At 67.6% G+C, this 22,972-nt stretch carries 23 protein-coding genes, 2 tRNA genes and 1 pseudogene; 13 read left to right on the top strand and 13 right to left on the bottom strand.

Translation table 11 applies throughout. The features are described 5' to 3' along the window. The first annotated feature begins 19 nt into the window (after positions 1-19). A complete protein-coding gene (locus OG966_RS20465; protein ID WP_326651183.1) occupies positions 20-808 on the top strand; it encodes an MIP/aquaporin family protein in 789 nt (262 codons plus the stop codon). Beyond that, positions 805-995 (top strand): annotated as a pseudogene (locus OG966_RS20460) (NAD(P)-binding protein); the annotation flags it as partial. The gene OG966_RS20465 and the pseudogene OG966_RS20460, both read left to right, overlap by 4 nt. Before the next feature lie 51 nt (positions 996-1,046). Here OG966_RS20460 and pstS read toward each other — a convergent pair. After that, complete coding sequence (pstS, locus tag OG966_RS20455; RefSeq protein WP_326651182.1) at positions 1,047-2,168, bottom strand: phosphate ABC transporter substrate-binding protein PstS; 1,122 nt, start codon at positions 2,166-2,168, stop codon at positions 1,047-1,049. Positions 2,169-2,385: 217 nt separating this feature from the next. Here pstS and OG966_RS20450 point away from each other — a divergent pair, with 217 nt between their 5' ends. Then, complete coding sequence (locus OG966_RS20450) at positions 2,386-3,939, top strand: FAD-dependent monooxygenase (protein ID WP_326651181.1); 1,554 nt, start codon at positions 2,386-2,388, stop codon at positions 3,937-3,939. Positions 3,940-3,962: 23 nt separating this feature from the next. On the opposite strand, the gene OG966_RS20445 is transcribed toward OG966_RS20450, so the two are convergent. Further along, complete coding sequence (locus OG966_RS20445) at positions 3,963-4,112, bottom strand: hypothetical protein (protein WP_326651180.1); 150 nt, start codon at positions 4,110-4,112, stop codon at positions 3,963-3,965. A 63-nt stretch (positions 4,113-4,175) separates the two neighbouring features. On the opposite strand from OG966_RS20445, the gene OG966_RS20440 reads away from it, so the two are divergent. Then, positions 4,176-4,694 carry a hypothetical protein gene (locus OG966_RS20440; RefSeq protein WP_326651179.1) on the top strand — a complete coding sequence of 173 codons (519 nt, stop codon included), beginning with the start codon at positions 4,176-4,178 and terminating at the stop codon, positions 4,692-4,694. Between the two features lie 143 nt (positions 4,695-4,837). Here OG966_RS20440 and OG966_RS20435 read toward each other — a convergent pair. Then, positions 4,838-4,921: transfer RNA gene (locus tag OG966_RS20435), tRNA-Leu, on the bottom strand. Positions 4,922-5,238: 317 nt separating this feature from the next. Here OG966_RS20435 and OG966_RS20430 point away from each other — a divergent pair. The 7 genes from OG966_RS20430 (at position 5,239) to OG966_RS20400 (ending at position 14,532) form a co-directional block, all read left to right on the top strand. Further along, on the top strand, positions 5,239-6,087 hold the full coding sequence (locus tag OG966_RS20430) for a DUF3662 and FHA domain-containing protein (protein WP_326651178.1): 849 nt from the start codon (positions 5,239-5,241) through the stop codon (positions 6,085-6,087). A 10-nt stretch (positions 6,088-6,097) separates the two neighbouring features. Further along, positions 6,098-6,616 carry an FHA domain-containing protein FhaB/FipA gene (locus OG966_RS20425; protein WP_326651177.1) on the top strand — a complete coding sequence of 173 codons (519 nt, stop codon included), beginning with the start codon at positions 6,098-6,100 and terminating at the stop codon, positions 6,614-6,616. Between the two features lie 129 nt (positions 6,617-6,745). Next, on the top strand, positions 6,746-8,242 hold the full coding sequence (locus OG966_RS20420) for a PP2C family protein-serine/threonine phosphatase (RefSeq protein WP_326651176.1): 1,497 nt from the start codon (positions 6,746-6,748) through the stop codon (positions 8,240-8,242). A 25-nt stretch (positions 8,243-8,267) separates the two neighbouring features. Further along, positions 8,268-9,677 (top strand): FtsW/RodA/SpoVE family cell cycle protein, encoded by a 1,410-nt coding sequence (locus OG966_RS20415; protein WP_326651175.1) that lies wholly within the window; start codon positions 8,268-8,270, stop codon positions 9,675-9,677. After that, positions 9,674-11,143: a peptidoglycan D,D-transpeptidase FtsI family protein gene (locus OG966_RS20410; RefSeq protein ID WP_326651174.1), complete on the top strand. Its 1,470-nt coding sequence runs from the start codon at positions 9,674-9,676 to the stop codon at positions 11,141-11,143. The genes OG966_RS20415 and OG966_RS20410 overlap by 4 nt, the downstream gene beginning before the upstream one ends. Before the next feature lie 168 nt (positions 11,144-11,311). After that, on the top strand, positions 11,312-13,276 hold the full coding sequence (gene pknB, locus OG966_RS20405; protein WP_326651173.1) for a Stk1 family PASTA domain-containing Ser/Thr kinase: 1,965 nt from the start codon (positions 11,312-11,314) through the stop codon (positions 13,274-13,276). Between the two features lie 320 nt (positions 13,277-13,596). Further along, positions 13,597-14,532 (top strand): restriction endonuclease, encoded by a 936-nt coding sequence (locus OG966_RS20400; protein ID WP_326651172.1) that lies wholly within the window; start codon positions 13,597-13,599, stop codon positions 14,530-14,532. Between the two features lie 95 nt (positions 14,533-14,627). On the opposite strand, the gene OG966_RS20395 is transcribed toward OG966_RS20400, so the two are convergent. From OG966_RS20395 to OG966_RS20370, 6 genes are read right to left on the bottom strand one after another with little or no spacing between them, the layout of a single operon-like run. Next, positions 14,628-15,302: a class E sortase gene (locus OG966_RS20395; protein ID WP_326651171.1), complete on the bottom strand. Its 675-nt coding sequence runs from the start codon at positions 15,300-15,302 to the stop codon at positions 14,628-14,630. A gap of 33 nt (positions 15,303-15,335) precedes the next feature. Beyond that, entirely contained in the window at positions 15,336-16,523 is a 1,188-nt protein-coding gene (locus OG966_RS20390) for a class E sortase (protein WP_326651170.1), read from the bottom strand. After that, positions 16,520-17,158, bottom strand: a complete 639-nt coding sequence (locus tag OG966_RS20385) for an aminodeoxychorismate/anthranilate synthase component II (RefSeq protein WP_326651169.1) — start codon at positions 17,156-17,158, stop codon at positions 16,520-16,522. The genes OG966_RS20390 and OG966_RS20385 overlap by 4 nt, the downstream gene beginning before the upstream one ends. Continuing rightward, positions 17,155-17,328, bottom strand: coding sequence for a hypothetical protein (locus OG966_RS20380; protein WP_307662312.1), 174 nt, complete (start codon positions 17,326-17,328; stop codon positions 17,155-17,157). Before OG966_RS20380 ends, OG966_RS20385 begins: the two co-directional genes overlap by 4 nt. A gap of 56 nt (positions 17,329-17,384) precedes the next feature. Next, positions 17,385-18,071 (bottom strand): class E sortase, encoded by a 687-nt coding sequence (locus tag OG966_RS20375; RefSeq protein ID WP_326651168.1) that lies wholly within the window; start codon positions 18,069-18,071, stop codon positions 17,385-17,387. Between the two features lie 34 nt (positions 18,072-18,105). Beyond that, positions 18,106-18,849 (bottom strand): DUF881 domain-containing protein, encoded by a 744-nt coding sequence (locus tag OG966_RS20370; protein ID WP_406731500.1) that lies wholly within the window; start codon positions 18,847-18,849, stop codon positions 18,106-18,108. Between the two features lie 211 nt (positions 18,850-19,060). Between OG966_RS20370 and crgA the strand changes: the two genes are divergently transcribed. Continuing rightward, entirely contained in the window at positions 19,061-19,318 is a 258-nt protein-coding gene (crgA, locus tag OG966_RS20365) for a cell division protein CrgA (RefSeq protein WP_326651166.1), read from the top strand. 257 nt (positions 19,319-19,575) lie between these two features. On the opposite strand, the gene OG966_RS20360 is transcribed toward crgA, so the two are convergent. Further along, the gene (locus OG966_RS20360; RefSeq protein ID WP_326651165.1) at positions 19,576-20,472 is read right to left on the bottom strand and encodes a rhomboid family intramembrane serine protease; all 897 of its coding nucleotides are present in this window, start codon (positions 20,470-20,472) and stop codon (positions 19,576-19,578) included. Positions 20,473-20,639: 167 nt separating this feature from the next. After that, positions 20,640-21,173 carry a peptidylprolyl isomerase gene (locus OG966_RS20355; protein WP_326651164.1) on the bottom strand — a complete coding sequence of 178 codons (534 nt, stop codon included), beginning with the start codon at positions 21,171-21,173 and terminating at the stop codon, positions 20,640-20,642. 273 nt (positions 21,174-21,446) lie between these two features. Between OG966_RS20355 and OG966_RS20350 the strand changes: the two genes are divergently transcribed. After that, positions 21,447-22,127 carry a DUF5324 family protein gene (locus tag OG966_RS20350; RefSeq protein ID WP_326651163.1) on the top strand — a complete coding sequence of 227 codons (681 nt, stop codon included), beginning with the start codon at positions 21,447-21,449 and terminating at the stop codon, positions 22,125-22,127. A 55-nt stretch (positions 22,128-22,182) separates the two neighbouring features. On the opposite strand, the gene OG966_RS20345 is transcribed toward OG966_RS20350, so the two are convergent. Next, positions 22,183-22,599 carry a DUF6344 domain-containing protein gene (locus tag OG966_RS20345; RefSeq protein ID WP_326651162.1) on the bottom strand — a complete coding sequence of 139 codons (417 nt, stop codon included), beginning with the start codon at positions 22,597-22,599 and terminating at the stop codon, positions 22,183-22,185. 215 nt (positions 22,600-22,814) lie between these two features. Next, positions 22,815-22,887, bottom strand: a tRNA-Ala gene (locus OG966_RS20340). Positions 22,888-22,972: the final 85 nt, after the last annotated feature.

Here is a 22,972-nt window from a genome sequence, read left to right as displayed (position 1 = left end):
TCTGCACGAAGGAGTCCTGTTGAGCGCCACGTCGGCCGTCGGTCCCGAGACCACGGTGGAGTCACCCGCTGCCGAGCCCCAGCCCGCGCCGGGCGCCACCCCGCCCCGCACGCCGCTGGTGGCCCGGGCCGCAGCCGAGCTGGTCGGCACCGCCGCGCTGGTCGCGGTGGTGGTCGGGTCCGGCATCCAGGCCACCGAGCTGAGCCAGGACGTCGGCCTCCAGCTGCTGGCCAACTCCATCGCCACCGTCTTCGGACTCGGTGTCCTGATCGCCCTTCTCGGTCCGGTGTCCGGCGCGCACTTCAACCCCGCGGTCACCCTCGCCGAGTGGTGGACCGCCCGCCGCGGCGGTGCCGGCGTCACCGCCCGCGAGGCGGCCGTGTACGTCCCCACCCAGATCGCGGGAGCGATCGCGGGCGCCGTACTGGCCGACGCGATGTTCGGCGAGCCGCTGGTGAAGTGGTCCACTCATGACCGCTCAGCCGGGAATCTGCTGCTCGGTGAGGTCGTGGCCACGGCGGGTCTGATCCTGCTGATCTTCGGCCTGGCCCGCACCGACCGCCTGCGCTTCGCGCCGGTCGCCGTCGCCTCCTACATCGGCGCCGCGTACTGGTTCACGTCATCCACCTCGTTCGCCAATCCGGCGGTGACGATCGGCCGCGCGTTCACCGACACGTTCGCGGGTATCGCGCCCGGCTCGGTCCCGGGCTTCATCGGCGCCCAACTGGCGGGTGCCGTGGTCGGACTGGCCCTGGTGGCGCTCATCTTCATGCAGGGGCGGGCCGGCTCCCGGCAGCCGGCGGCATGACCAAGGCGGCCCAGGTCGTGGTGATCGGCGGGGCCAGTCAGGGCTCGCCGCCGGCTACCACCTGCGCCACCTCGACCTGGACTCTGTCATCCTCGACGCCCAGGCCGGGGCGGGCGGCACCTGGCAGCACACCTGGGAATCGCTGCACTTGTTCTCCCCGGCCGCGTACTCCTCCCTGCCGGGACGCTGCCCGGGGAATCGCCGAATTGCTCGCCGCCGAAAAGTGACTCCGCCCCTGTCAGGACAGAGTGCGGACGATTTCGCGGACCCGGCCGGCCACCTCTTCCGGCAGGGGGGCGTAGTGAATCCGGGAGAGGTCCTTCTGTCCCTCCGCGCCCGCGGTATGGGTCAGGAAGGACTTGAGGGCGGGCAGGACGTCGGCGGGGGTGCCCTTGTCGCAGACGATCTCGTACGTGACGAGGACGATGGGGTAGGCCCCGGCGGCCTTGGTCTTGTAGTCGAACTTCACCGTCATGTCCTTGCCGGTTCCGGCCACATGGCCTGCGGCGATACCGGCCGATGCGGTCTCGGCGGAGACGGCGACAGGCTCGGGCGCACCCGTGTCGAGTCGGACCGTGGGGATTTTGCCGGACTTGGCGAAGGAGAGCTCGAAGTAGCCGATCGCACCGTCGGTACTTGCTACCTGGGATGCCACCCCGTCGGAACCTGACGCGGAGTTGCCTCCCTTGGCCCGCCAGGTTTTCTCCTTGGGGTAGGGCCACTCGTCCGGCGCGGCCCCGGAGAGGTAGGCGTTGAAGTTCTGGGTTGTGCCCGACCCGTCGGAGCGGTGCAGCGCGCTGATGCGGGTTGGAGGCAGCCGCAGGCCGGGGTTCAGGCGCTGGATGGCCGGAGCGTTCCACCGGGTGATCTCCGAGTCGAAGATCTTCGCGAGAGTGGGGGCGTCGAGTACCAGGTTCTCCACGCCTGAGAGGTTGTAGCCAAGAGCGATGGGACCACCGACCATCGGCAGATCGATAGCTCTGCCCCCTGGGCACACCTCACGGGAATCCTCGATCTCGTCCGGCTTCAGCGGGCTGTCGGTCCCGCCGAGCACCGTCGCCCCGCGCAGAAACTGGGCGACACCGGCGCCCGACCCGACGGGCACGTATCGGATCTGCACCCCAGGGCACGCCTTTTGGTACTCATTCATCCAGTGCGTCATCGCGTTCTGCTGGGCGGTGGAACCGGACGCGGGCAGCTGTCCCCTCTTGGCGCACGCGATCTGGCTTGTCGTCTCCCTGGCAGTCGGCCGCGCGTCGTCCGCGGCGCCGAGTCCGCAGGCGGAGAGGAGGACGGCGCCCGCCACCGCCGGCACACCCGCCCCGAGCAGATGTCTGCGCCTCGTCGGTCGATGCTGCATCCGTGTTCCCTTCCAGAAGCCAGGAAAATAGATGGTCGGCTATATGTGAGCGCCTGTGGTGACACATCGATGAACACCTGCCGTCACTCTCCCGCCCTTTCAGAGGCGTGTACGTTTCGCCGGCGGAGTCGGGCGCACCCGGCTCTGCTGCCACCGCGCCGTCCACGTAGTCGATTGATGGCAGGCACGGCGCACCGTTCGGAGGCACACTGCTGCCATGGCTGCGAGCGAGTCGCTTGATGTCCTGGTCGTGGGGGCGGGGCCGACCGGGTTGGCGCTCGCGGCCCAGCTGCATGCGTACGGCGCGCGGTTCCGGATCGTCGACCGGCACCTCGACAGGGCCCGGGAGTCACGTGCGCTGGCCATCCAGGCCCGCACTCTGGAAGCTCTCGCCCCGTACGGCGTGACGGACGAACTGGTCGCGCGCGGCAATCGGGCCGTACAGCTGCGGATGCATTTCGCGGGCCGCACCGTGCGGCTGCCGGCGTTCGACATCGGCGTCGCCGACACCCCGTACCCCTTCCTGCTGTTTCTGTCCCAGGCCGAGACGGAGCGCGTGCTCGGCAGCCACCTCGCCGAGGCCGGCACAACGATCGAGCGGGGCACCGAGCTGGTGGAGCTGACAGCCGAAGGCGACCACGCTGCCTGCCGGTTGAGGCATCGTGACGGGGTGGAGGAGAGCGTGAAGGCCCGCTACGTAGTCGGCTGCGACGGGGCGCACAGCACGGTACGCAACCAGGCCGGAATCGGCTTCGAAGGCCACGTCTATCCGCAGACGTTCCTGCTCGCAGACCTGGAGGTCGACGAACTGGAGAAGGGAGCCGCGCACGCCTACCTGACCAAAGCCGGGATGCTGTTCTTCTTCCCGCTCGGCTCACCGGCGAGCTGGCGGATGCTCGCCATGCGACCGCCCGGAACCCCGGACACGGAAAGGCCGGTGGACGTCCGGCAGTTGCAGGCGGTCGTCGACCGATACGTCAGCGACCGGCTGCATCTGCGGGACCCGGTGTGGATGACCGACTTCCGGCTCCACAACCGCGGCGCGAAGAGCTACCGGGCCGGCCGAGCCTTCCTGGCCGGCGACGCCGCCCACATCCACAGCCCCGCCGGGGGCCAGGGCATGAACACCGGCATCCAGGACGCGCTCAATCTCGGCTGGAAACTCGCCCTTGTCTGCCAGGACGCGGCACCGGACGCCTTGTTGGACACGTACGAGAGCGAACGCGCCCCGGTCGGCCGCAACGTACTGCACTTCACCGACCGGGCGTTCACCATCGCCACCAGCCCCAACCCGCTGCTCCGGCTGGCTCGTACTCGAGTCGCGCCCCGCCTCGCGCCGCTGGTTATGCGGCTTCCGGCCCTGCGCGCTGCCGCCTTCCGTACGATCTCCGAGCTGGCCATCCACTACCGGCGCAGCCCCGCAACGGCCGAAGGCCCGCATCCCCACAGGCGCGGCCCGCGGGCAGGAGACCGGCTCCCCGACACCCCGGGCAACCTGCACGCGATAACGGCCGCACCCGGATACCACCTGCTCCTCGGCGGCCCCCGCGAGGTCTGGGACACCGCCCGGATCGTGGCCGCGACCCGCGGCCGCAATCATCTGCTCCACATCCACACACTGGGTATGAGCGGGCCCTGGCGCGGCACCACGCACTGCCTGGTCCGGCCCGATGGCTACCTCGCCTACCGAGCCGGAGGCGCGGACCTGACCGGTCTCCTCAGCTACCTCGACCGGTGGCTGCCGCTTCCCGAAGCCGAGGAGCCGCACTGATCGGCCTCGTCATGCCGGTCACTTCAGTGCCCACGGCGTCGTGCGGCAACGAGCAGGCCGACCGGGGCAAGCAGCATCCAGGCCGTGAGGTAAGTGAATGCAGCCGTCGGGGAGAGCGCCGTCCACAGCACCCCTGCGACAGTTGAGACGGCGAGGTCGCCGAGGGACTGCACGGTGGCAAGCATGCCGGACGCGGACCCGCGCAGGTCCTTGGGTGCAAGGGCGGCTACAGCAGAGTGCTGGGCCGTTTCCACCGCCCCGATGCCGACTCCGGCCGGCGGGAACGGGACCGCGAGCAAGGCGAAAGCGGGGCTGTTGACCGAGAAGAGGCCGTAGGCGAGGGCGACCGTCGCCCCGCGGAGGGCGCCAAGCACTGGCAGGCCCTCGAGTACGGCGACCAGGAATGGCAGAAGGTCTACTTCCGGCTCCGGAACAGCGTCGAGGGGTACAACTACGCGAAGAACCCGCTCGCCGAGGCCATCGAGGCCTCGGGCTCGCGCCGCATCGGGGGCATCGCCGCCCAGACGATCCTCCTTGTCTTCCAGCTCGCCCACGCCAACCGCCGGAAGATCAAAAACTGGGTCGAGACGCTCGCCCTCAACGGAGAGCGCCCCCGCAGGCGCACGCACCACCGGCACTGCACCAAGCCGCTGGGCAACTGGACCCCCCCACCGGCTACCTCGCACCCGCCGGCCGGCGATCAGCTCCAGTCGCCCTGGACAAGAGTCATCCGAAGATCAGGGCACGCATCGTGAGGTATGCCACGATGTGGGCTCTTTCACGTAAAAACGCCCCGAACCGCTCCGCACTCGGGCAGCCACGCGCACCGAACAACGAGAAACGGGCCCCACCAGGACTTTCGTCACTGGTAGAGACCCGTTTCGTCGGTTTCTCTTTGTGCGCGAGGGGGGAGTTGAACCCCCACGCCCTTTCGGGCACTGGAACCTGAATCCAGCGCGTCTGCCTATTCCGCCACCCGCGCATTGGGTGTTGCCGCCCGTCCCCCACCTGTCCGGTGTGAGCGCCTGGCGACTTCGAGAAGATTAGCACGCGGCACAGTGTGGATTCACATCCGATTGTTTGGCAGACCCGGTCGGCGAACAGAGGGAACGGAGGCGGCAACCCCCCGCTCCTCATGGGTGCACCCTGGGTGCGGGACACTGGCAGGAGGCCGCCTCTACGATCCGTGTGAGAGGTGACACTCATCGATGGGGCAGACAAGGGGAACCAGCCGATTTCCCGACGCGTGGATACGATCAGTAAGCAGTACCAGGACGGCAACGACGGAGGAGGTGCCTCATGGGAGTCCTGAAGAAGTTCGAGCAGCGACTCGAAGGTCTGGTCAACGGCACCTTCGCCAAGGTGTTCAAGTCCGAGGTCCAGCCCGTCGAGATCGCCGGCGCACTCCAGCGCGAGTGCGACAACAACGCGACGATCTGGAACCGCGAGCGGACCGTCGTACCCAATGATTTCATCGTCGAGCTCAGCGCGCCCGACTTCGAGCGCCTGAGCCCGTACTCCGGCCAGCTCGGCGACGAACTCTCCGGACTGGTCCGCGACTACGCCAAGCAGCAGCGCTACACCTTCATGGGCCCCATCAAGGTCCACCTGGAGAAGGCGGACGACCTCGACACCGGTCTGTACCGCGTGCGCAGCCGCACTCTCGCGTCGAGTACGTCACAGTCGCCGGAGCGGGCTCCGGCGGCCCCCGGTCCCGCCGCCCCCCAGGGCGGCGCCCGCGGCGGCTACGGCTATCCGCCCACTGCCGCACCTCCCATGCCGGCCGCGCCCCCTCCGGGCGCCGGCCGCCCCGCGCCCGTCGCGGACCGACGCCCGGCACCCGGTCCAGGACCGATGCCGAGCACCCAAGTACGACGTTGGATCGAGATCAACGGCACCCGCCATCAGATCTCCCGCCCGACGCTGGTGCTGGGTCGCAGCACCGACGCCGATGTGCGGATCGACGACCCCGGCGTTTCGCGCCGGCACTGTGAGATCCGGACCGGAACGCCCTCGACGATCCAGGATCTCGGGTCTACCAACGGCATCGTGGTAGACGGGCAGCACACCACCCGCGCTACGCTCCGCGACGGCTCGCGGATCGTCGTGGGCAGCACCACCATCGTTTACCGGCAAGCCGAAGGGTGAAGCGGGGGCAATGTCAGAGCTGACCCTGACGGTCATGCGGCTAGGTTTCCTGGCCGTTCTGTGGCTGTTCGTTATCGTGGCCGTTCAGGTCATTCGCAGCGACCTGTTCGGTACGCGCGTCACGCAACGCGGCTCACGCCGCAATGCCGACGCCCGTCCGCAGCAGGCGCGCCAGGCTGCTGCGCCACCGCAGCAGCGCCAGCAGGCCGGCGGCGGAGGCCGCCAGCGCCGTGGTTCGCCCAGCAAACTCGTCGTCTCCGAAGGCACCCTCACGGGCACCACGGTGGCACTGCAGGGCCAGACCATCAGCCTGGGCCGGGCACACGACTCCACAATCGTGCTGGACGACGACTACGCGTCCAGCCGCCATGCCAGGATCTACCCGGACCGTGACGGCCAGTGGATCGTCGAGGATCTCGGGTCCACCAACGGCACATATCTCGACCGGACCCGACTCACCACCCCGACACCGATTCCGCTGGGCGCGCCGATCCGCATCGGCAAGACCGTCATCGAGCTGCGGAAGTAGTACGACAATGAGCGAGCGGAGCGAGCGAGCCGCAGCGGTCCCGACAGCGGACCGGGACGGGCTCCCGACCGGAGGGTGGGCAGTGTGGCTCGAGACCGGCTGTACCCCGAGCCGACGGGCGAGGTGCGCATGAGTCTGTCTCTGCGCTTCGCCGCCGGGTCGCACAAGGGCATGATCCGGGAGGGCAACGAGGACTCCGGCTACGCCGGCCCCCGCCTTCTGGCCATCGCCGACGGCATGGGCGGCCAGGCCGCCGGCGAGGTCGCCTCCTCGGAGGTCATCTCCACACTCGTCACGCTCGACGACGACGTGCCCGGCTCGGACATCCTCACCTCGCTCGGCACGGCCGTACAGCGTGCCAATGACCAGCTGCGGCTGATGGTCGAGGAGGATCCCCAGCTCGAGGGCATGGGCACCACGCTCACCGCCCTGCTGTGGACCGGCCAGCGGCTCGGCCTCGTCCACGTCGGCGACTCCCGCGCCTATCTGCTCCGCGACGGCGTGCTGACGCAGATCACCCAGGACCACACCTGGGTGCAGCGGCTGGTCGACGAGGGCCGGATCACCGAAGAGGAAGCCACCACCCACCCGCAGCGCTCCCTGCTGATGCGCGCGCTGGGCAGCGGCGACCATGTCGAGCCCGATCTCTCCATCCGTGAGGTCCGCGCCGGCGACCGGTACCTGATCTGCTCCGACGGACTGTCCGGCGTGGTCTCCCACCAGACGATGGAAGACACCCTCGCCGACTACCAGGGCCCGCAGGAGACCGTGCAGGCGCTGATCCAGCTCGCACTGCGCGGCGGCGGCCCCGACAACATCACCTGCATCGTCGCGGACGTCCTCGACACCGACTCCAACGACACCCTGGCCGGACAGCTCAACGACACCCCGGTCGTCGTCGGCGCGGTCGCCGAGAACCAGCTCCAGCTGAACGACGGCGGCGCCATGCAGACCCCGGCCGGCCGCGCGGCCGGCCTCGGCCGCCCCCTCCCGCCGCAGGCCTCCGGCGGCTTCGGCCCGCCCGGCAGCGGCGACGGCATGGGTTACGGCGGAATGCCGCCCGAGGGCAGCTTCGGCGCATACACCGACGAGGACTTCATCAAGCCCCGCGGCCGCCGCAGGTGGCTGAAGAGATCTCTGTACACCGTGCTCGCCCTGGCGGTCCTCGGCGGCGGTCTGTACGGCGGCTACAGCTGGACCCAGACCCAGTACTTCGTCGGCTCCAAGAACGAGCACGTCGCCCTCTACCAGGGCATCAGCCAGGACCTCGCCTGGGTCTCACTCTCGAAGGTCCAGAAGGACCACCCCGAGATCGAACTCAAGTACCTCCCGCCCTACCAGCGCAAGCAGGTCGAGGCGACGATCACCGAGGACAGCCTCGACAAGGCGCGCACCAAGGTCCAGGAACTCGCCGACCAGGCCACCGCCTGCAAGAAGGACGAGCAGCGCCGCGACGCCGCCGACCGCGCGAGCACTCCACCGCCCGGTGAGGGCGAGGCCGGTGGCACCACCGGCAAGCCCACCACCCAGAACGCCAAGACCAAGCCGACCGCAGCCACTCCCTCTCCGGGTCCCACCCTCTCGGAGGAGGAGCAGAAGCTGGCCTCGAACTGCGGAAAGCAGTAATCGGCCGTAAGGGGCCTTCTCCACCATGAGCGTTGTCACCAACACCACCACGATCGGCGCGATCGACGCACCGAGCCGCCGCAACACCGAACTGATGCTGCTCGGTTTCGCAGTCGTCATTCCGGTGTTCGCGTACATCAACGTGGGTCTCGCACTCGACGGCAAACTGCCTGCCGGAGTGTTCGGATACGGCATCGGGCTCGGCCTGCTCGCCGGTGTGGCCCATCTCGCGGTGCGCAAGTTCGCCAAGTACGCCGACCCGCTGCTGCTTCCGCTGGCCACGCTGCTCAACGGCCTCGGACTGGTGATGATCTGGCGACTGGACCAGTCGCCCCGCCTGATCCAGCGCGCCCAGAAGCTCTTCGGAGGCTTCAGCCCGGACGCCCCCAAGCAGCTGATGTACTCCGCGATCGGCATCGCCCTCTTCGTCGGCGTACTGATCCTGCTCAAGGACCACCGCATCCTGCAGCGCTACACGTACATCTCGATGGCGGCAGCCCTCATCCTGCTGATCCTGCCGGTGTTCTTCCCGGCGGTGAACGGCGCCAAGATCTGGATCAGCCTCGGTCCGTTCACCATCCAGCCCGGTGAGTTCGCGAAGATCATCATTGCGATCTTCTTCTCCGGCTATCTGATGGTGAAGCGGGACGCCCTCGCGCTGGCCAGTCGCCGCTTCATGGGCCTGTATCTGCCTCGCGGCCGTGACCTCGGACCGATCCTGATGGTCTGGGCGATGTCGATCCTCATCCTGGTCTTCGAGACCGACCTCGGCACGTCGCTGCTGTTCTTCGGCCTCTTCGTGATCATGCTGTACGTCGCCACCGAGCGCACCAGCTGGATCGTCTTCGGTCTGCTGATGTCCGCGGTCGGCGCGGTCGGCGTCGCCTCCTTCGAGCCGCACGTCCAGCAGCGCGTGGACTTCTGGCTCAACCCGTTCGCCGAGAAGACCTGGGCGCAGAGCGAACAGATCGGCCAGGCGCTGATGTCCTTCGGCTCGGGCGGCACCCTCGGCACCGGCCTCGGCCAGGGCGACTCCGACCTCATCGGCTTCGCCGCAAACTCCGACTTCATCCTCTCCACCTTCGGTGAAGAGATGGGCCTGGCCGGAATGATGGCGTTCCTGCTGGTCTACGGCCTGATCGTGGAGCGCGGCGTACGCACCGCCCTCGCCGCTCGCGACCCCTTCGGCAAGCTCCTGGCGATCGGCCTCTCCGGTGCCTTCGCCATCCAGGTCTTCGTCGTCGCCGGCGGTGTCATGGGCCTCATCCCGCTCACCGGAATGACCATGCCGTTCGTGGCGTACGGCGGTTCGTCCGTGATCGCCAACTGGGCGCTGATCGGCATCCTGATCCGTATCAGCGACACCGCGCGCCGTCCCGCGCCGGCTCCCGCTCCGTCCCCCGACGCCGAGATGACCCAGGTGGTCCGACCGTGAACAAGCCCCTGCGCCGGATCGCGATCTTCTGCGGACTCCTCGTCCTTGCCCTGCTGGTGCGCACCAACTGGCTCCAGTACGTCCAGGCCGACGACCTCAACACGAACTCGAAGAACCGCCGCGTCCTGATCGAGCGGTACGCCGCCGAGCGCGGCAACATCATCGTCGACGGCAAGCCCATCACCGGCTCCGTCGAGACCAACGACACCGACTTCAAGTTCAAGCGCACCTACGTCAACGGCCCCATGTGGGCCCCTGTCACCGGGTACGCCTCCCAGGCATTCGACGCCAACCAGATCGAGAAGCTCGAGGACGGCATCCTCACCGGCAACTCCGACCAGCTCTTCTTCGACCGCACGATGGCGATGTTCACCGGCGACGAGAAGAAGGGCGGCAACGTCGTCACGACCCTCAGCGGCGCCGCGCAGAAGGCCGCATACAAGGGCCTCGGCTCCAAGAAGGGCGCCGTCGCAGCGATCGACCCCAAGACGGGCAAGATCCTCGCACTGGCCTCCACTCCCTCCTACGACCCCTCCACCTTCGCCGGCTACTCCGGCAAGGACGAGAAGGCGTGGAACGCGCTCGAGAAGGACAAGGAAAAGCCGAAGCTCAACCGCGCGCTGCGCGAGGTCTACCCGCCCGGCTCCACCTTCAAGGTGGTCACCGCGGCCGCCGCGCTGGAGCACGGCGAGATCGACGACATCAACGCGGCGACGGACACCCCGGAGCCGTACATCCTGCCCAACACGCGCACGCCGATGATCAACCACGCCAACGGCTGCGAGAACGCCAGCCTGATGAAGGCGCTCGAGGTTTCCTGCAACTCCGTCTTCGCCAAGCTCGGTGACAAGGTCGGCCGGGACAAGATGCTGGAGACGGCGCAGAAGTTCGGCTTCAACAACCCCGAGATCGACACCCCGGTCCGTGCGGCCGCCTCCGTCTACAACAAGACGATGGACCGCTCCAGCAATGCGCTGTCCTCCATCGGCCAGTTCGACACCGCCACCACTCCCCTCCAGATGGCCATGGTCTCCGCGGCGATCGCCAACGACGGCAAGCTGATGAAGCCGTACATGATCGACCGGCTGGAAGCACCCAACCTGGAGGTCATCAAGCGGAACGAGCCGCAGGAGATGAGCCGCCCGCTCTCCCCGAAGAACGCGCAGCTTCTCCAGCAGATGATGGAGAACGTCGTCGAGAGCCCGAGCGGCACCGGCGGCAAGGCCAAAATCGACGGCGTGAAGGTCGGCGGCAAGACCGGTACCGCCCAGCACGGCGAAAACAACAGCAAGCGGCCGTACGCCTGGTTCATCTCGTACGCGAAGACCGACAGCGGATCGCCGGTCGCCGTGGCCGTCGTCGTCGAGGACTCCAGCGGCACCTCTCGCGACGACATCACCGGCGGCGGTCTCGCCGGTCCCATCGCCCGTGACGTGATGCAGGCGGTATTGGATAGCAAGAAGTGACGCGGATCACGTCCGGCGTCCATACCTGCACATTGCGATACCGGTCGGGTATCAGGTGACCGTCACGGGCGGATCAGGTACGGCGTGCCCGGTAGCGTATGCGCGAACAGCACACCGCCGGACCACACACGGGTGCGGTCGGGACTGACGGAGAGGGCTGGAACAGCTATGGAAGAGCCGCGTCGCCTGGGCGGCCGGTACGAACTGGGCTCGGTGCTCGGCCGTGGTGGCATGGCGGAGGTCTACCTCGCCCACGACACCCGGCTCGGCCGCACCGTCGCCGTGAAGACGCTGCGGGCCGATCTTGCCCGTGACCCGTCCTTCCAGGCCCGGTTCCGCCGTGAGGCCCAGTCGGCCGCCTCGCTCAACCACCCGGCGATCGTCGCGGTCTACGACACGGGCGAGGACTACGTCGACGGGGTCTCGATCCCGTACATCGTGATGGAGTACGTCGACGGGTCCACGCTCAGAGAGCTGCTGCACTCCGGGCGCAGACTTCTGCCCGAGCGCACGCTCGAGATGACCATCGGCATCCTCCAGGCACTGGAGTACTCGCACCGCGCCGGCATCGTCCACCGCGACATCAAGCCGGCGAACGTCATGCTGACGCGCACCGGCCAGGTCAAGGTCATGGACTTCGGCATCGCCCGCGCGATGGGCGACTCCGGAATGACGATGACGCAGACCGCGGCCGTGATCGGCACCGCCCAGTACCTCTCCCCGGAACAGGCCAAGGGCGAGCAGGTCGACGCCCGCTCCGACCTCTACTCCACCGGCTGTCTGCTCTACGAGCTGCTGACGGTCCGGCCGCCGTTCGTCGGGGACTCCCCGGTTGCGGTCGCCTATCAGCACGTACGGGAAGAGCCGCAGCCGCCCAGCAACTTCGACCCCGAGATCACGCCCGAGATGGACGCGATCGTGCTGAAGGCGCTGGTCAAGGACCCCGACTACCGCTACCAGTCGGCCGACGAGATGCGCGCCGACATCGAGGCCTGCCTCGACGGCCAGCCGGTCGCGGCGACGGCGGCGATGGGCGCGGCCGGCTACGGCGGCTACAGCCCGGACGACCAGCCGACCACGGCACTGCGCCAGACCGACCCGGCCGGCCAGACCTCGATGCTCCCGCCGGTGAACCCGGACGACGGCGGCTACGGCGGTTACGACGACCGCCCGGACCGTCGCCGCCAGAAGAAGTCGAACACCTCCACGATCCTGCTCGTACTCGCGGGCATCCTGGTGCTGGTCGGAGCGGTACTGATCGGCAAATCCGTCTTCGGCGGCACCGACGGCAGCAGCAAGGTGCCGGTGCCGCTGCTCGTGGGCAAGCCGTACCCGGAAGCCGAACAGCTGGTGATCAACGCGGGCGTCAAGATCGCCAAATCCGGCACTCAGCGGTGCGACCAGCCGAAGAACAGCATCTGCAGCCAGACCCCCAAAGACGGCAAGATGAATCAAGGAGAGACGATCCAGGTCGTCGTCTCCGAGGGCGCCCCCAAGATCGAGGTCCCCGACGTCACCGACAAGCCTGTCGACAAGGCGACGGACATCCTGGTGAGCAAGGTCTTCAAGGTCGAGACCAAGGAGGTCGAGTCCGACCGGGAGCCGGGCACAGTGATCAGCCAGGACCCACAGGGCGGCTCTCAGGCCGAAAAGAACTCGACGGTCACCCTCACCGTGGCCAAGCAGACCAAGATCAACGTCCCTCCGGTCGTGGGCCAGCAGTTCGACGCCGCCAAGAACCAGCTGGAGACCCTCGGCTTCACGGTTGTCCGGAACGACATCGACGCGGAGCAGCCCGCGGGTCAGGTCACCGAGCAGGACCCGCCGGGCAACTCGAAGGCCGCCAAGGGAGCCACGGTCACGCTGAAGGTCTCCAAGGGACCGCCGCAGCAGACCGCCCAGGTGCCCCAGCTGTTCAACCAGACGCTCGGCCAGGCCAAGCAGCTCCTCGCCCAGGCGGGACTGCAGCTCGGCACCGTCGACGGCCCGAACGACGACAACGCCAAGGTCATCATCCAGGACCCGCAGGCCGGTCAGCCTGCGACGCCGAATCAGCAGGTCAATGTGAGGACCATCGCCGGTGACGGCGGGGGTGGCCGGAACGGCGGCGGCAACGGGGGAATCTTCGGCTAGCGGCCCCTCCGCGCCCCGTATTCCGTACGGCAGAAGCCCCGGCACCCGACCAAGGGTGCCGGGGCTCTTCCTGTGCCGTCGACCACGTCGCGCACGTTCTCGACCATCGGTCGTGTCTTCATATGTCCCGACTCGTTGTGCTGGATGGGGCGGGACTCAGGCTCCACCGCCGCAGCGTCAGTTACACGAGTAGACAGGGGCGGGCACGTGCTCAACGAAGCTGTACTGCTGGAGTCGAGGTCGCTGCGCGAGGGTGTGGTCGCGCGAACAGAAGTGCTTGAGAGGGTCAAGGCGCTGTCCTACTGCCGGATGGCATACATGTGACGACGGCGATGGTCGCCGTCTACTTCGAGGTCGCCGAGACCGTGATCAACAACCTTCTCAGCCGACACCGTGAAGAGCTCGAGGCAAACGGTCTACGGGTCCTGCGCGGCGCTGAGCTGCAGAAATTTAAGGAACTCACGCTGAGTTCCTGTCGTGAAAGTTATCCACAGCCCCGTTCAGGGATGGCCCTCTGGCCACGTCGAGCCGTCCTCAACGTCGCCATGCTCCTCCGCGACAGCGAAGTCGCACGTCAGGTGCGTACGTACCTCCTCGACATGGAGTACATGGCACGCACCGCACCTGTGGACAACTCCGCCTACAGTCCCGCCGACTCCCTCGACGGCCACATCGACCGGCGCATCACCCACATCCTCGGCACAGCCGTCGTCCCCATGTTCAACGCCCTCATCGAGAATTCGGGCGAGCACCGAAAGGAACTGATCGCCCTGCGCCAGGACATCCAACGCGTCGAGCGCAGACTCTGCCACCACCACACCCGGCTACGGCGGCTCGAAGGCCCACGGAAAGACCGGCCACTCGCCGGAGTCATGGCCGCCATCGACGCCATGAACGGCTCCGAGTTCGAGGAGCACATCGCCGGCCTGCTGCGCCGGGACGGCTGCACCGACGTCGTCGTACGAGGCGGTCATGGTGACCGGGGCGTGGATATCACCGGGCGTACCCCTGACGGACGACCGGTCGTCGTCCAGTGCAAGAGGTTCGCGCCCCACAACTCCGTGACGAGCCCCGACGTCCAGAAGTTCCTCGGGGCCGCCAAGGTGCTGCACAAGGCCGACGTCGCGCTCTATGTAGCGACGTGCCCGTTCACCCGGGACGCCCTCAACATCTCAGCCGAGGGCGGTGTCACCGCGGTACACCGAGGGCTGCTGGAGGCCTGGAGCGCGGGCACGGCGCTGAACGCGCTCGGATAGCCGACGCGGCACAGAAAGGACCCGAAGCCGCAAAGGCAAGTGCGACATCGGGCCCCGGCCGGCCTGGAACGACTGGTGTCCTTCAAGGAGGTCTGTCAGCGCAGCTCCACCGGCGGCGTACGGTCCTTGTCGACCTTCTCCGTACGCGCCAGCTCGCCCCACACGATGTAGCGGTAGTCCGAGGTGTAGACGGGCGTGCACGTCGTCAGCGTGATGTAGCGGCCCGGCTTCGACTTCCCCGACTCCTTCGGGACCGGCCTCAGCACATCCACGTTGTACTTGGAGGTCTCCTTGAGCTCGTTGTAGACCTTGTAGACGTACCAGGTGTCCCGGGTCTCGAAGACGATCGGATCGCCGTTCTTCAGCTTGTGGATGTTGTGGAACTTCGCCCCGTGCCCGTCCCGGTGCGCGGCCAGCGTGAAGTTGCCCTTGCTGTCCCAGGGGAGCGCCGACTTGATCGGGTCCGCGTAGTAGCCCGCGATGCCGTTGTTGAGGCTCTTGGTGTCGGTGCCCTCCCTCACGAGCACCTCGCCGTTGTTCATGGCGGGCACGTGGAGGAAGCCGATGCCGCCCTTGGTGTCGAGCGCGCCAGGAGCGCCGTTCCAGCCGTCGCGCATCCGGTCGGCCTGCTTGGAGGCCTCACGGTCGGCGAGAACGTTCGTCCACCACAGTGAGTAGACGACAAAGAGCCCCAGCACCAGGCCCGCGGTGATCAGCAGTTCGCCGAAGACACTGATGGCGCCGGCGATCCGGCTACGCGCACGTGACACTGCACCTGTTCCCGTCTTGAAGTCCCACAGCGTTCAGCCGACAAGCGCATCGGGTTTGCCCTTGCTGCGCGGCCGTTCCTCGACCATCTTGCCCCACACGATCAATCGATACGTACTCGTGAATTCCGGTGTACACGTCGTCAACGTGATGTACCTGCCCGGCTCGGTGAATCCGGAGCCGGCCGGCACCGGACCGATCACTCCTACGTTCGACGGCGAGGTCTGGGGGAGGGTACGCGCCATCTTGTACGTGTAGTACGCGTCCTGAGTCTCAACGACGACCAGGTCCCCCGGGTTGAGACGATTGATGTAACGGAACGGTTCGCCGTGAGTGTTGCGGTGCCCCGCGACCGCGAAGTTGCCCGACTTGTCCGCGGGCATCGCGGTCGTGAGCTTGCCCTCGCCGTAGTGACCGACCATGCCGCGGTCGAGGACGTTGTGCTTGCTGATGCCCTCGGCGATCGGGACGACCACATCCAGCTTGGGGATGTGCATGATGGCGAAGCCCTGGCCGGGCTCGAACGCGCCGGGCTTACGGCCCTTCGCCCAGTCGTCCTGGATCTTGTTCGTCTCCTGGCCGGCCTCCTGCCCCGCGCGTATGTTCGTCCACCAGAGCTGGTACGTGACGAACAGCAGCATCAGCACGCCGAAGGAGATGAAGAGCTCGCCGATGGCGCGGCTGGCGATGACGGCGGGGCTGTCCTTGAGCGCACGCGCGGCACGGCGGGCCTCGACACGCGAAAGAGGCCTGGCGGACCCGGAGTCGGCCGAGGCGGTGACAGCGGCGGCAGCGGGCTGAGACCGCCTACGGCCCCGGCCGCCCTTGGCCGCCTTGCGGCGCTCGGCCCGCCCTGGACCGGCAGGGGTCTCTGCCGCGCGACGCGTGTCCGACGTACGCAGCGCGACGGTCTCGTCGTCCGGTACGGGCATCGGGTCGGCCATCTGCATCGGCGCTGGCTCTGGTGACGGCGCTGACATTGGTTGCGGCGCGGACAGTCGTTGCGGTGCGGGAATCGGCTCCGGCTGTACGTACCAGTCCCGCTGATAGCCCTGAGGATCGCCCGCGTCGTACTGACCGTATCCGGACCACTCCTGAGGCTGCGGTTGCGGCTCCTCCGGCTCCGGAACGCCCGGCGCCCGGAACCACGGCGAGCCGTGCTCCCCCGGCGGCAGCGGGTCCGTCAGCGGGTCGTACCCGTCCTCAGGGCCTGCGGCGCTCACGCCAAGGCCTTGCCCACCACCGGTGCGAGCCCCGCCGAACGGCCGATCGCCCCGGTGTCGCCGCACTGCTCCAGCCAGTTGGCGAGCATCAGATGGCCGTGCTCGGTGAGGACCGACTCGGGGTGGAACTGCACTCCCTCGACGGCCAGTTCACGGTGGCGCAGCCCCATGATGATGCCGTCCGCCGTCCGCGCCGTGACCTCCAGCTCGTCCGGCAGATCCGCCGGCTCGGCGGCCAGCGAGTGGTAGCGGGTCGCGGTGAACGGCGAGGGCAGCCCGGCGAAGACGCCCTTGCCCTCGTGTGTGACCAGCGATGTCTTGCCGTGCAGCAGCTCGGGGGCGCGGTCCACCACACCGCCGTACGCCACCGCCATCGACTGCATCCCCAGACAGACGCCGAAAACCGGAACACCGGTATCCGCGCAGTGCCGCACCATGTCGATGCACACACCGGCCTGCTCGGGCGCTCCGGGACCGGGGGACAGCAGTACGCCGTCGAAACCGTCCTGCGCGTGCGCGAGTTCGACCTCGTCGTTGCGCCTGACCTCGCACTCGGCACCGAGCTGGTACAGGTACTGGACGAGGTTGAAGACGAAGCTGTCGTAGTTGTCGACGACGAGGATGCGTGCGCTCATCGGGCCGCCCCCGCCCCGTCGACCGTCACATCGTTGAACGGGAGCAGCGGCTCCGCCCACGGGAAGACGTACTGGAACAGCACGTAGACGACCGCGAGAGCGAGCACGAGCGAGATGAACGCCCGCACCCATGCGTTGCCCGGCAGATGCCGCCAGATCCAGCCGTACATGCTGTCCCTTTCCGTTCGGTACCGCACCAGACTAAAGGGCTGCAGAGGTACATGGGTCAGCTGCGCAAAGCTTCCGGTTTGCCGTCGGTCACAGGCTGGGTGGCGTCCAGATGCGCCCAGGCGACCAGCCGGTGGCTGCTGCCCCATTCCGGATCGCAGGTGGTCAGCGTCAGATAGCGTCCCGGGCCGTCGAATCCGGACTTGCCAGGGACGGGGTCGATGACGCCGACATCGCTCGGCACGGTCCGGTAGGGCCTCTTGTCGATGCGGTACGTGAACCAGGTCGTACCGTCCGTCAGCACGACCGCGTCCCCCGGACGCAGCTTCGGGAAGTCCTTGAACGGGTCGCCGTACGTGCGGCGGTGGCCGGCGACCGAGAAGTTGCCGCTGCCGCCGAGCGCGGCGGTGGAGGTGTAGTGGCCGAGGCCCTTGTGGAGGGTACGCACCTCGGTGCCCTCCAGAACCGGCCAGTCCCAGCTCGTGCCGAAGCGGGGGATGTACATGACCGCGAAAGGCTTTCCGTCTTCGTAGGCCTTCGGGCCGGGAGTCACTGTGCGATCGGGCGCGGGAGCCGCGACCGGACCCTGCGACCACCTGTCCTGGAGCTGGTCGATCTGGCCGTCCGTGGCACTGCCGGCCTTGATACCGGTCCAGAACAGCACGTACACCACAAAGAGCATGATCAAGGTGCCGACGGTGATGCAGAGTTCACTGAAGGTCCTGACGATCAGACGCACCGACACCGGCTCCCCCAAGCACTGCCCAGCCCCGCCCGAACTACCCCACGGGCTTCGCGTAGTGGAGATCCACTGTGCCCGAGTAGCCGGGGAGAGTCACCGCCTCATGCTCGCCGACTTTCCAGCCGAGGCCGTACGCCTTCACATACAGCTGGTAGTTCTGGATCGCCGGGGAGGCGGTGAGCGCCTTTTTGAGGGCACTCTGGTCACCTACAGCGGTGATCTTGTACGGCGGGGAGTAGACGCGGCCCTGGAGGATCAGCGTGTTTCCCACACACCGCACGGCGCTGGTGGAGATCAGCCGCTGGTCCATGACCTGGATGCCCTTGGCGCCGCCCTTCCACAGGGCGTTGACGACGGCCTGCAGGTCCTGCTGGTGGATCACCAGGTCATTGGCCTGCGGCTCGGGGTAGCCGGGGGCGGCCTGTGCGTTCGGCGGGGCGTCGTTGAGAGTGACGGTGACGACCGGCCCGCTGATCTTCTTGGTGCCCGCGGCCTGCTCCAGGGCGTTCAGCCTCACGTCCTCGGCCTTGGTGGAGCCGTCGTCGCGCCGGGCGAGGGCGTCGACATCGTCGCGTACCGCCGCGGTGGACTCGTCGAGAGCACCGTTCTTGGTGCTGCGCTGCTCGATCAGGTCGGAGAGCTTCAGCAGCGAGGCGTCCGTGCGGATGTTGGTGCCCTTGGCAGTGTTGAAGCTAGTGACGAAGATGAGCCCGGCAAGAGCGAATACGGCAGCCGTCAGCAGCCGGACCGTTCCGCCCGTCACCCAGCCACCACCCCTCATCGGACTTCGCACCTCTCCCTCTCCGTCGAAGCGCTGAACCGGCCCTTGGGGAAGTCGGCAGAATTGCTCAACGTACCCTTATCTCCTCAGGCGCCGCGGAAGCACTACGCTAACGGACGCCCGGGGGCGGCAGCGTTCCCCCTCGCTCCAGCCCCGGCGCCAGCCACAGTTCCCTGCGCGGTCACGCAGCGCATCGACAGGAGAGTCCCTCGTGCCGAAGTCACGTATCCGCAAGAAGGCCGACTTCACGCCGCCGCCGGCATCGAAGCAGGCGACGAGCATAAAGCTGACAAGCCGCAGCTGGGTCGCACCGGTGATGCTCGCGATGTTTCTCATCGGGCTCGCCTGGATCGTTCTCTTCTATGTGACCGAGGGCGATCTGCCGATCAAGAGCTTCGGCAACTGGAACATCGTCGCCGGCTTCGGTTTCATCGCCGCCGGCTTCGGCGTCTCCACCCAGTGGAAGTAGCTGTTTCGCAGCCCGCCCGTCAAGCTCTGCCCTGAGGTTATCCACAGCGTTGTCCACAGCAGGGGAAAAGGTCTGACGATCTGTGGATAACTCTCGGAACGTTGACGCCGGTGTGACTGCATCGGCCATGTTGGTGAAGCGACCCGCCCCTTGTCTCTACTGGGAAAGCCCAGCTCAGCGACAAGGGGCACGCTTGTTCCCCACAGCATGCACAAGATCCGACACACGCTGTGGACAACTTTGGGGAAAGGTCACGCTCAGGTGAGCGAAGCGGTTCTGGCCAGCGCCATACCCACGGTCGCCAGAAGGACAAGTGCACAGGTCCCGACCTGAACGAGGGTGCGGCGCTCAGCCGGAGCGTGCACCATGGCGTACCCGATCACGACACCGGCAACGAGCCCGCCTACGTGGGCCTGCCACGCGATGCTGGGCCACCCGAAGGTGAAGATCAGGTTGATCACCAGCAGCGCGATGACCGGCCGCATGTCGTAGTTCAGCCGGCGCATGAGAACGGCGGTCGCGCCGAACAGTCCGAAGATGGCACCCGAGGCGCCCAGCGACGGCTCGTTCGAGCCGGCGATCAGATACGTGAGCGCACTGCCCGCCAGGCCGGAGAGCAGATAGAGGGCGAGGTAGCGGACGCGGCCCAGGGCAGCTTCCAGCGGGCCACCGATCCACCACAGGCTGAGCATGTTGAAGGCGATGTGGACGTAGCCGCCGTGCAGGAACATCGCCGTCACCAGGCGATACCACTGTCCTTCGGCGACGCCCTCGACCGATCCGAGCTCCGGGACGAAGGCCCGCCCGATCAAGTCGAACTGGTCGGTGAATCGGTCCCCGACCGACAGCTGCACCAGGAAGGCGGCCAGGTTGAGCCCGATCAGGATCTTGGTCAACAGTCGCGGGTCAGCGGCGACAGAACCCCCGGCGACCGTCCGTGGCTGGTTCGCGGACGGTGCGTGCCCCGTACCCGAACCGGTACGCACGCACTCCGGGCACTGGAATCCGACCGATGCGCTGACCATGCAGTCCGTGCAGATCGGCCGCTCACAGCGGGTGCAGCGGATGCCCGTCTCGCGACCCGGATGCCGGTAGCAGCTCGGCAGGCCGTGCGCGTCCTGCGGCTCCTGTGGACTGCCTGACGCCTGGTCCATGAGGTCCCCTCAATCTCCCTAACTCAACACACCGCCCGTCCATCCTTACGGACGGGCGGCGCGAAATGGTTCCCCTGGGGACCAGGCCCGGGCTCACACTCAGAATCGGCGCAGGGCCGAGCCCGGAATCACGTCTGGGACCACACCCGGGGACCAAGCCCCGGGGATCAGCCTTCGCGGGTCTCGACGACGACCGACTGGATCACGACGTCGTTGAGCGGGCGGTCGGTGCGCGGGTTGGTCTGGGCGCCCGCGATGGCGTCCACGACCTTCTTGCCCGCGTCGTTGCTGACCTCACCGAAGATGGTGTGCTTGCGGGTGAGCCAGGCGGTGGGCGACACGGTGATGAAGAACTGCGAGCCGTTGGTGGCCGGGCCGGCGTTGGCCATGGCGAGCAGGTACGGCTTGTCGAAGGCGAGGTCCGGGTGGAACTCGTCCTGGAACTCGTAGCCCGGGCCGCCGGTGCCGTTGCCGAGCGGGTCGCCGCCCTGGATCATGAAGCCGCCGATCACACGGTGGAAGACCGTACCGTCGTACAGCCTGTCCGTGGATTTCTTGCCGGTCGCCGGGTGGGTCCACTCACGCTCGCCCTGGGCGAGCTCGACAAAGTTCTTGACCGTCTTGGGCGCGTGGTTCGGCAGAAGCCGGATTTCGATGTCGCCTTGGTTGGTCTTCAAGGTGGCGTAAAGCTGCTCGGCCACGATCTGCCTTCCGTAAGTCTTCTCTGAGGTCCGTCGATCCTCGCACGGGGGAGACGCCTACGGATAAAAGCCGCCGAGTCATCGCCGGAGCGGCGCGTTATGAGGCGAACCGTGGCATCGTCGTCCGCAAGCTCCCTACATGACCCGGATGCCCGCCCCACATGCCGAGGCGGCACTCAACAGGCATGATTTTCAAACGGGTGGAAAGGCGAAACTGTGCCCAACTGGGGATAAACCCCAGACCCCCAGAACGCCACCGATGAGGAGGATCCCGTGACCCGCATGGACAGCGTGCGCGCCGCGACCGGTACGGCGAAGGAGAGCGTCCTGCACGCCGCGGAAGTGGTGGCGCCCTACGCCGGGACGGCCAAGGAGCAGGCCGCGCATTATGCGCAGGAGGCCCGCGAACGGCTGGCGCCCACAGTCTCGAAGGCCGCTGGTCAGGCCCGTGTTCAGTACGACGTATTTGTCGCGCCGCATGTGCCGCCGAAAGTGGACAAGGCCGCACACCGAGCCGCGCACAAGGCTCGGAAGGCCGCTCGTCAGGCGGCGGACTACACCGTTCCGCGTGTCGAGCACGCGATGGCGGTCGCTCAGCCTGTACGGGAGGAGGCCGTGGCCCGCTCGGCTGCCGCGCTGGCCGCACTGCGCGGACAGGTGACGGCCAAGGAGATTCAGAAGTTGGTGAGGAAGCACGAACGGCGGTCCAAGGCCGCACGGCTCGCCAAGGGTCTTGCCGTCATCGGCGTGCTGGCCGGTGGAGCTGTCGCCGCTTGGAAGTGGTGGGACAAGCAGGCCAACCCCGATTGGCTGGTGGAACCGCCTGCTGCCACGGAGGTCTCCGACCGCGCCCCGCTGTCGTCCGTCGACGGCAGTGGACAGGATGATCTCGACCCTGAGGTGCAGGCTAAGCAGAACGAGGCGGAGGCTGGGGATCGCGACGATCTCCGCTGACCGGATACCGCCCCTGTGGCCGGTGGCGCCGGGAGATGTGAGTGCTCCCGGCGCCTCATGCCGCGGCGAGCGCCGGTTCCGGGGGAGACGCGGAGGCGGGCCCGGACCCGGCGGTGGGCGCGGCCCCGGAGGCGCAGCCCGGTGAGTCGTCGGCATCGGCGTCGATCGCGTGGAGGTGCCGGGTGGCGGGCGAGGAGCCGTGGGCTTCGGCGCGAATACGCTGCTTGATCGTGGGTGGCAGTGACCTGTCGCGTGCCGTTGGGCTCCATCGGGTACCCGGCGCGGGCAACGTCGTCCGTAGGGCTTGCGCACGCATCTGCTTGGGCAGGCTCGGCAGAGCCGGCTGATCCGGTGTCTGCGGGGCGGGCTGCTGCGCGGCGGTGGCCGCGGTGGTCAGTCCCATCGAGGCAAGCAGCGCAAAGAACGCGGCAATGAATGCGGTCCACAGATTCTTGACCTTGCAGGCGGTCATGACCCCTCGCTTTCGGGTTGAGCGATCTACATACCTTTCTCATGATGTGTACGCATCTCGAGAAGTGGGGGAGCGACGCCGCCGCTGGGCAGTTCTTCGGATGAACACCACCCGGATGGTCCAGTGATGGCCTGATCCGCCGCGTGAGCGGGCCGCAAGCCAGCAAAAAAGGCGCTCCGATCTGTCCTGGACAGGTCGGAGCGCCTTCGGTGCTGTGGAGCCTAGGGGAGTCGAACCCCTGACATCTGCCATGCAAAGACAGCGCTCTACCAACTGAGCTAAGGCCCCGGAAGGGTTGGGTAGGACCGAGCAGATACCTGCCTCGGCCACCGCCGCAGACCAGAGTACCGGGTCACCCCCCGGATCCTGCAAA

Origin of the sequence: Streptomyces sp. NBC_01750 (assembly GCF_035918095.1) — a bacterium.
GTDB lineage: Bacteria > Actinomycetota > Actinomycetes > Streptomycetales > Streptomycetaceae > Streptomyces.
The sequence above is the reverse complement of the archived record's forward strand: the minus strand, read 5'-3'. Positions and strand labels throughout refer to the sequence as shown.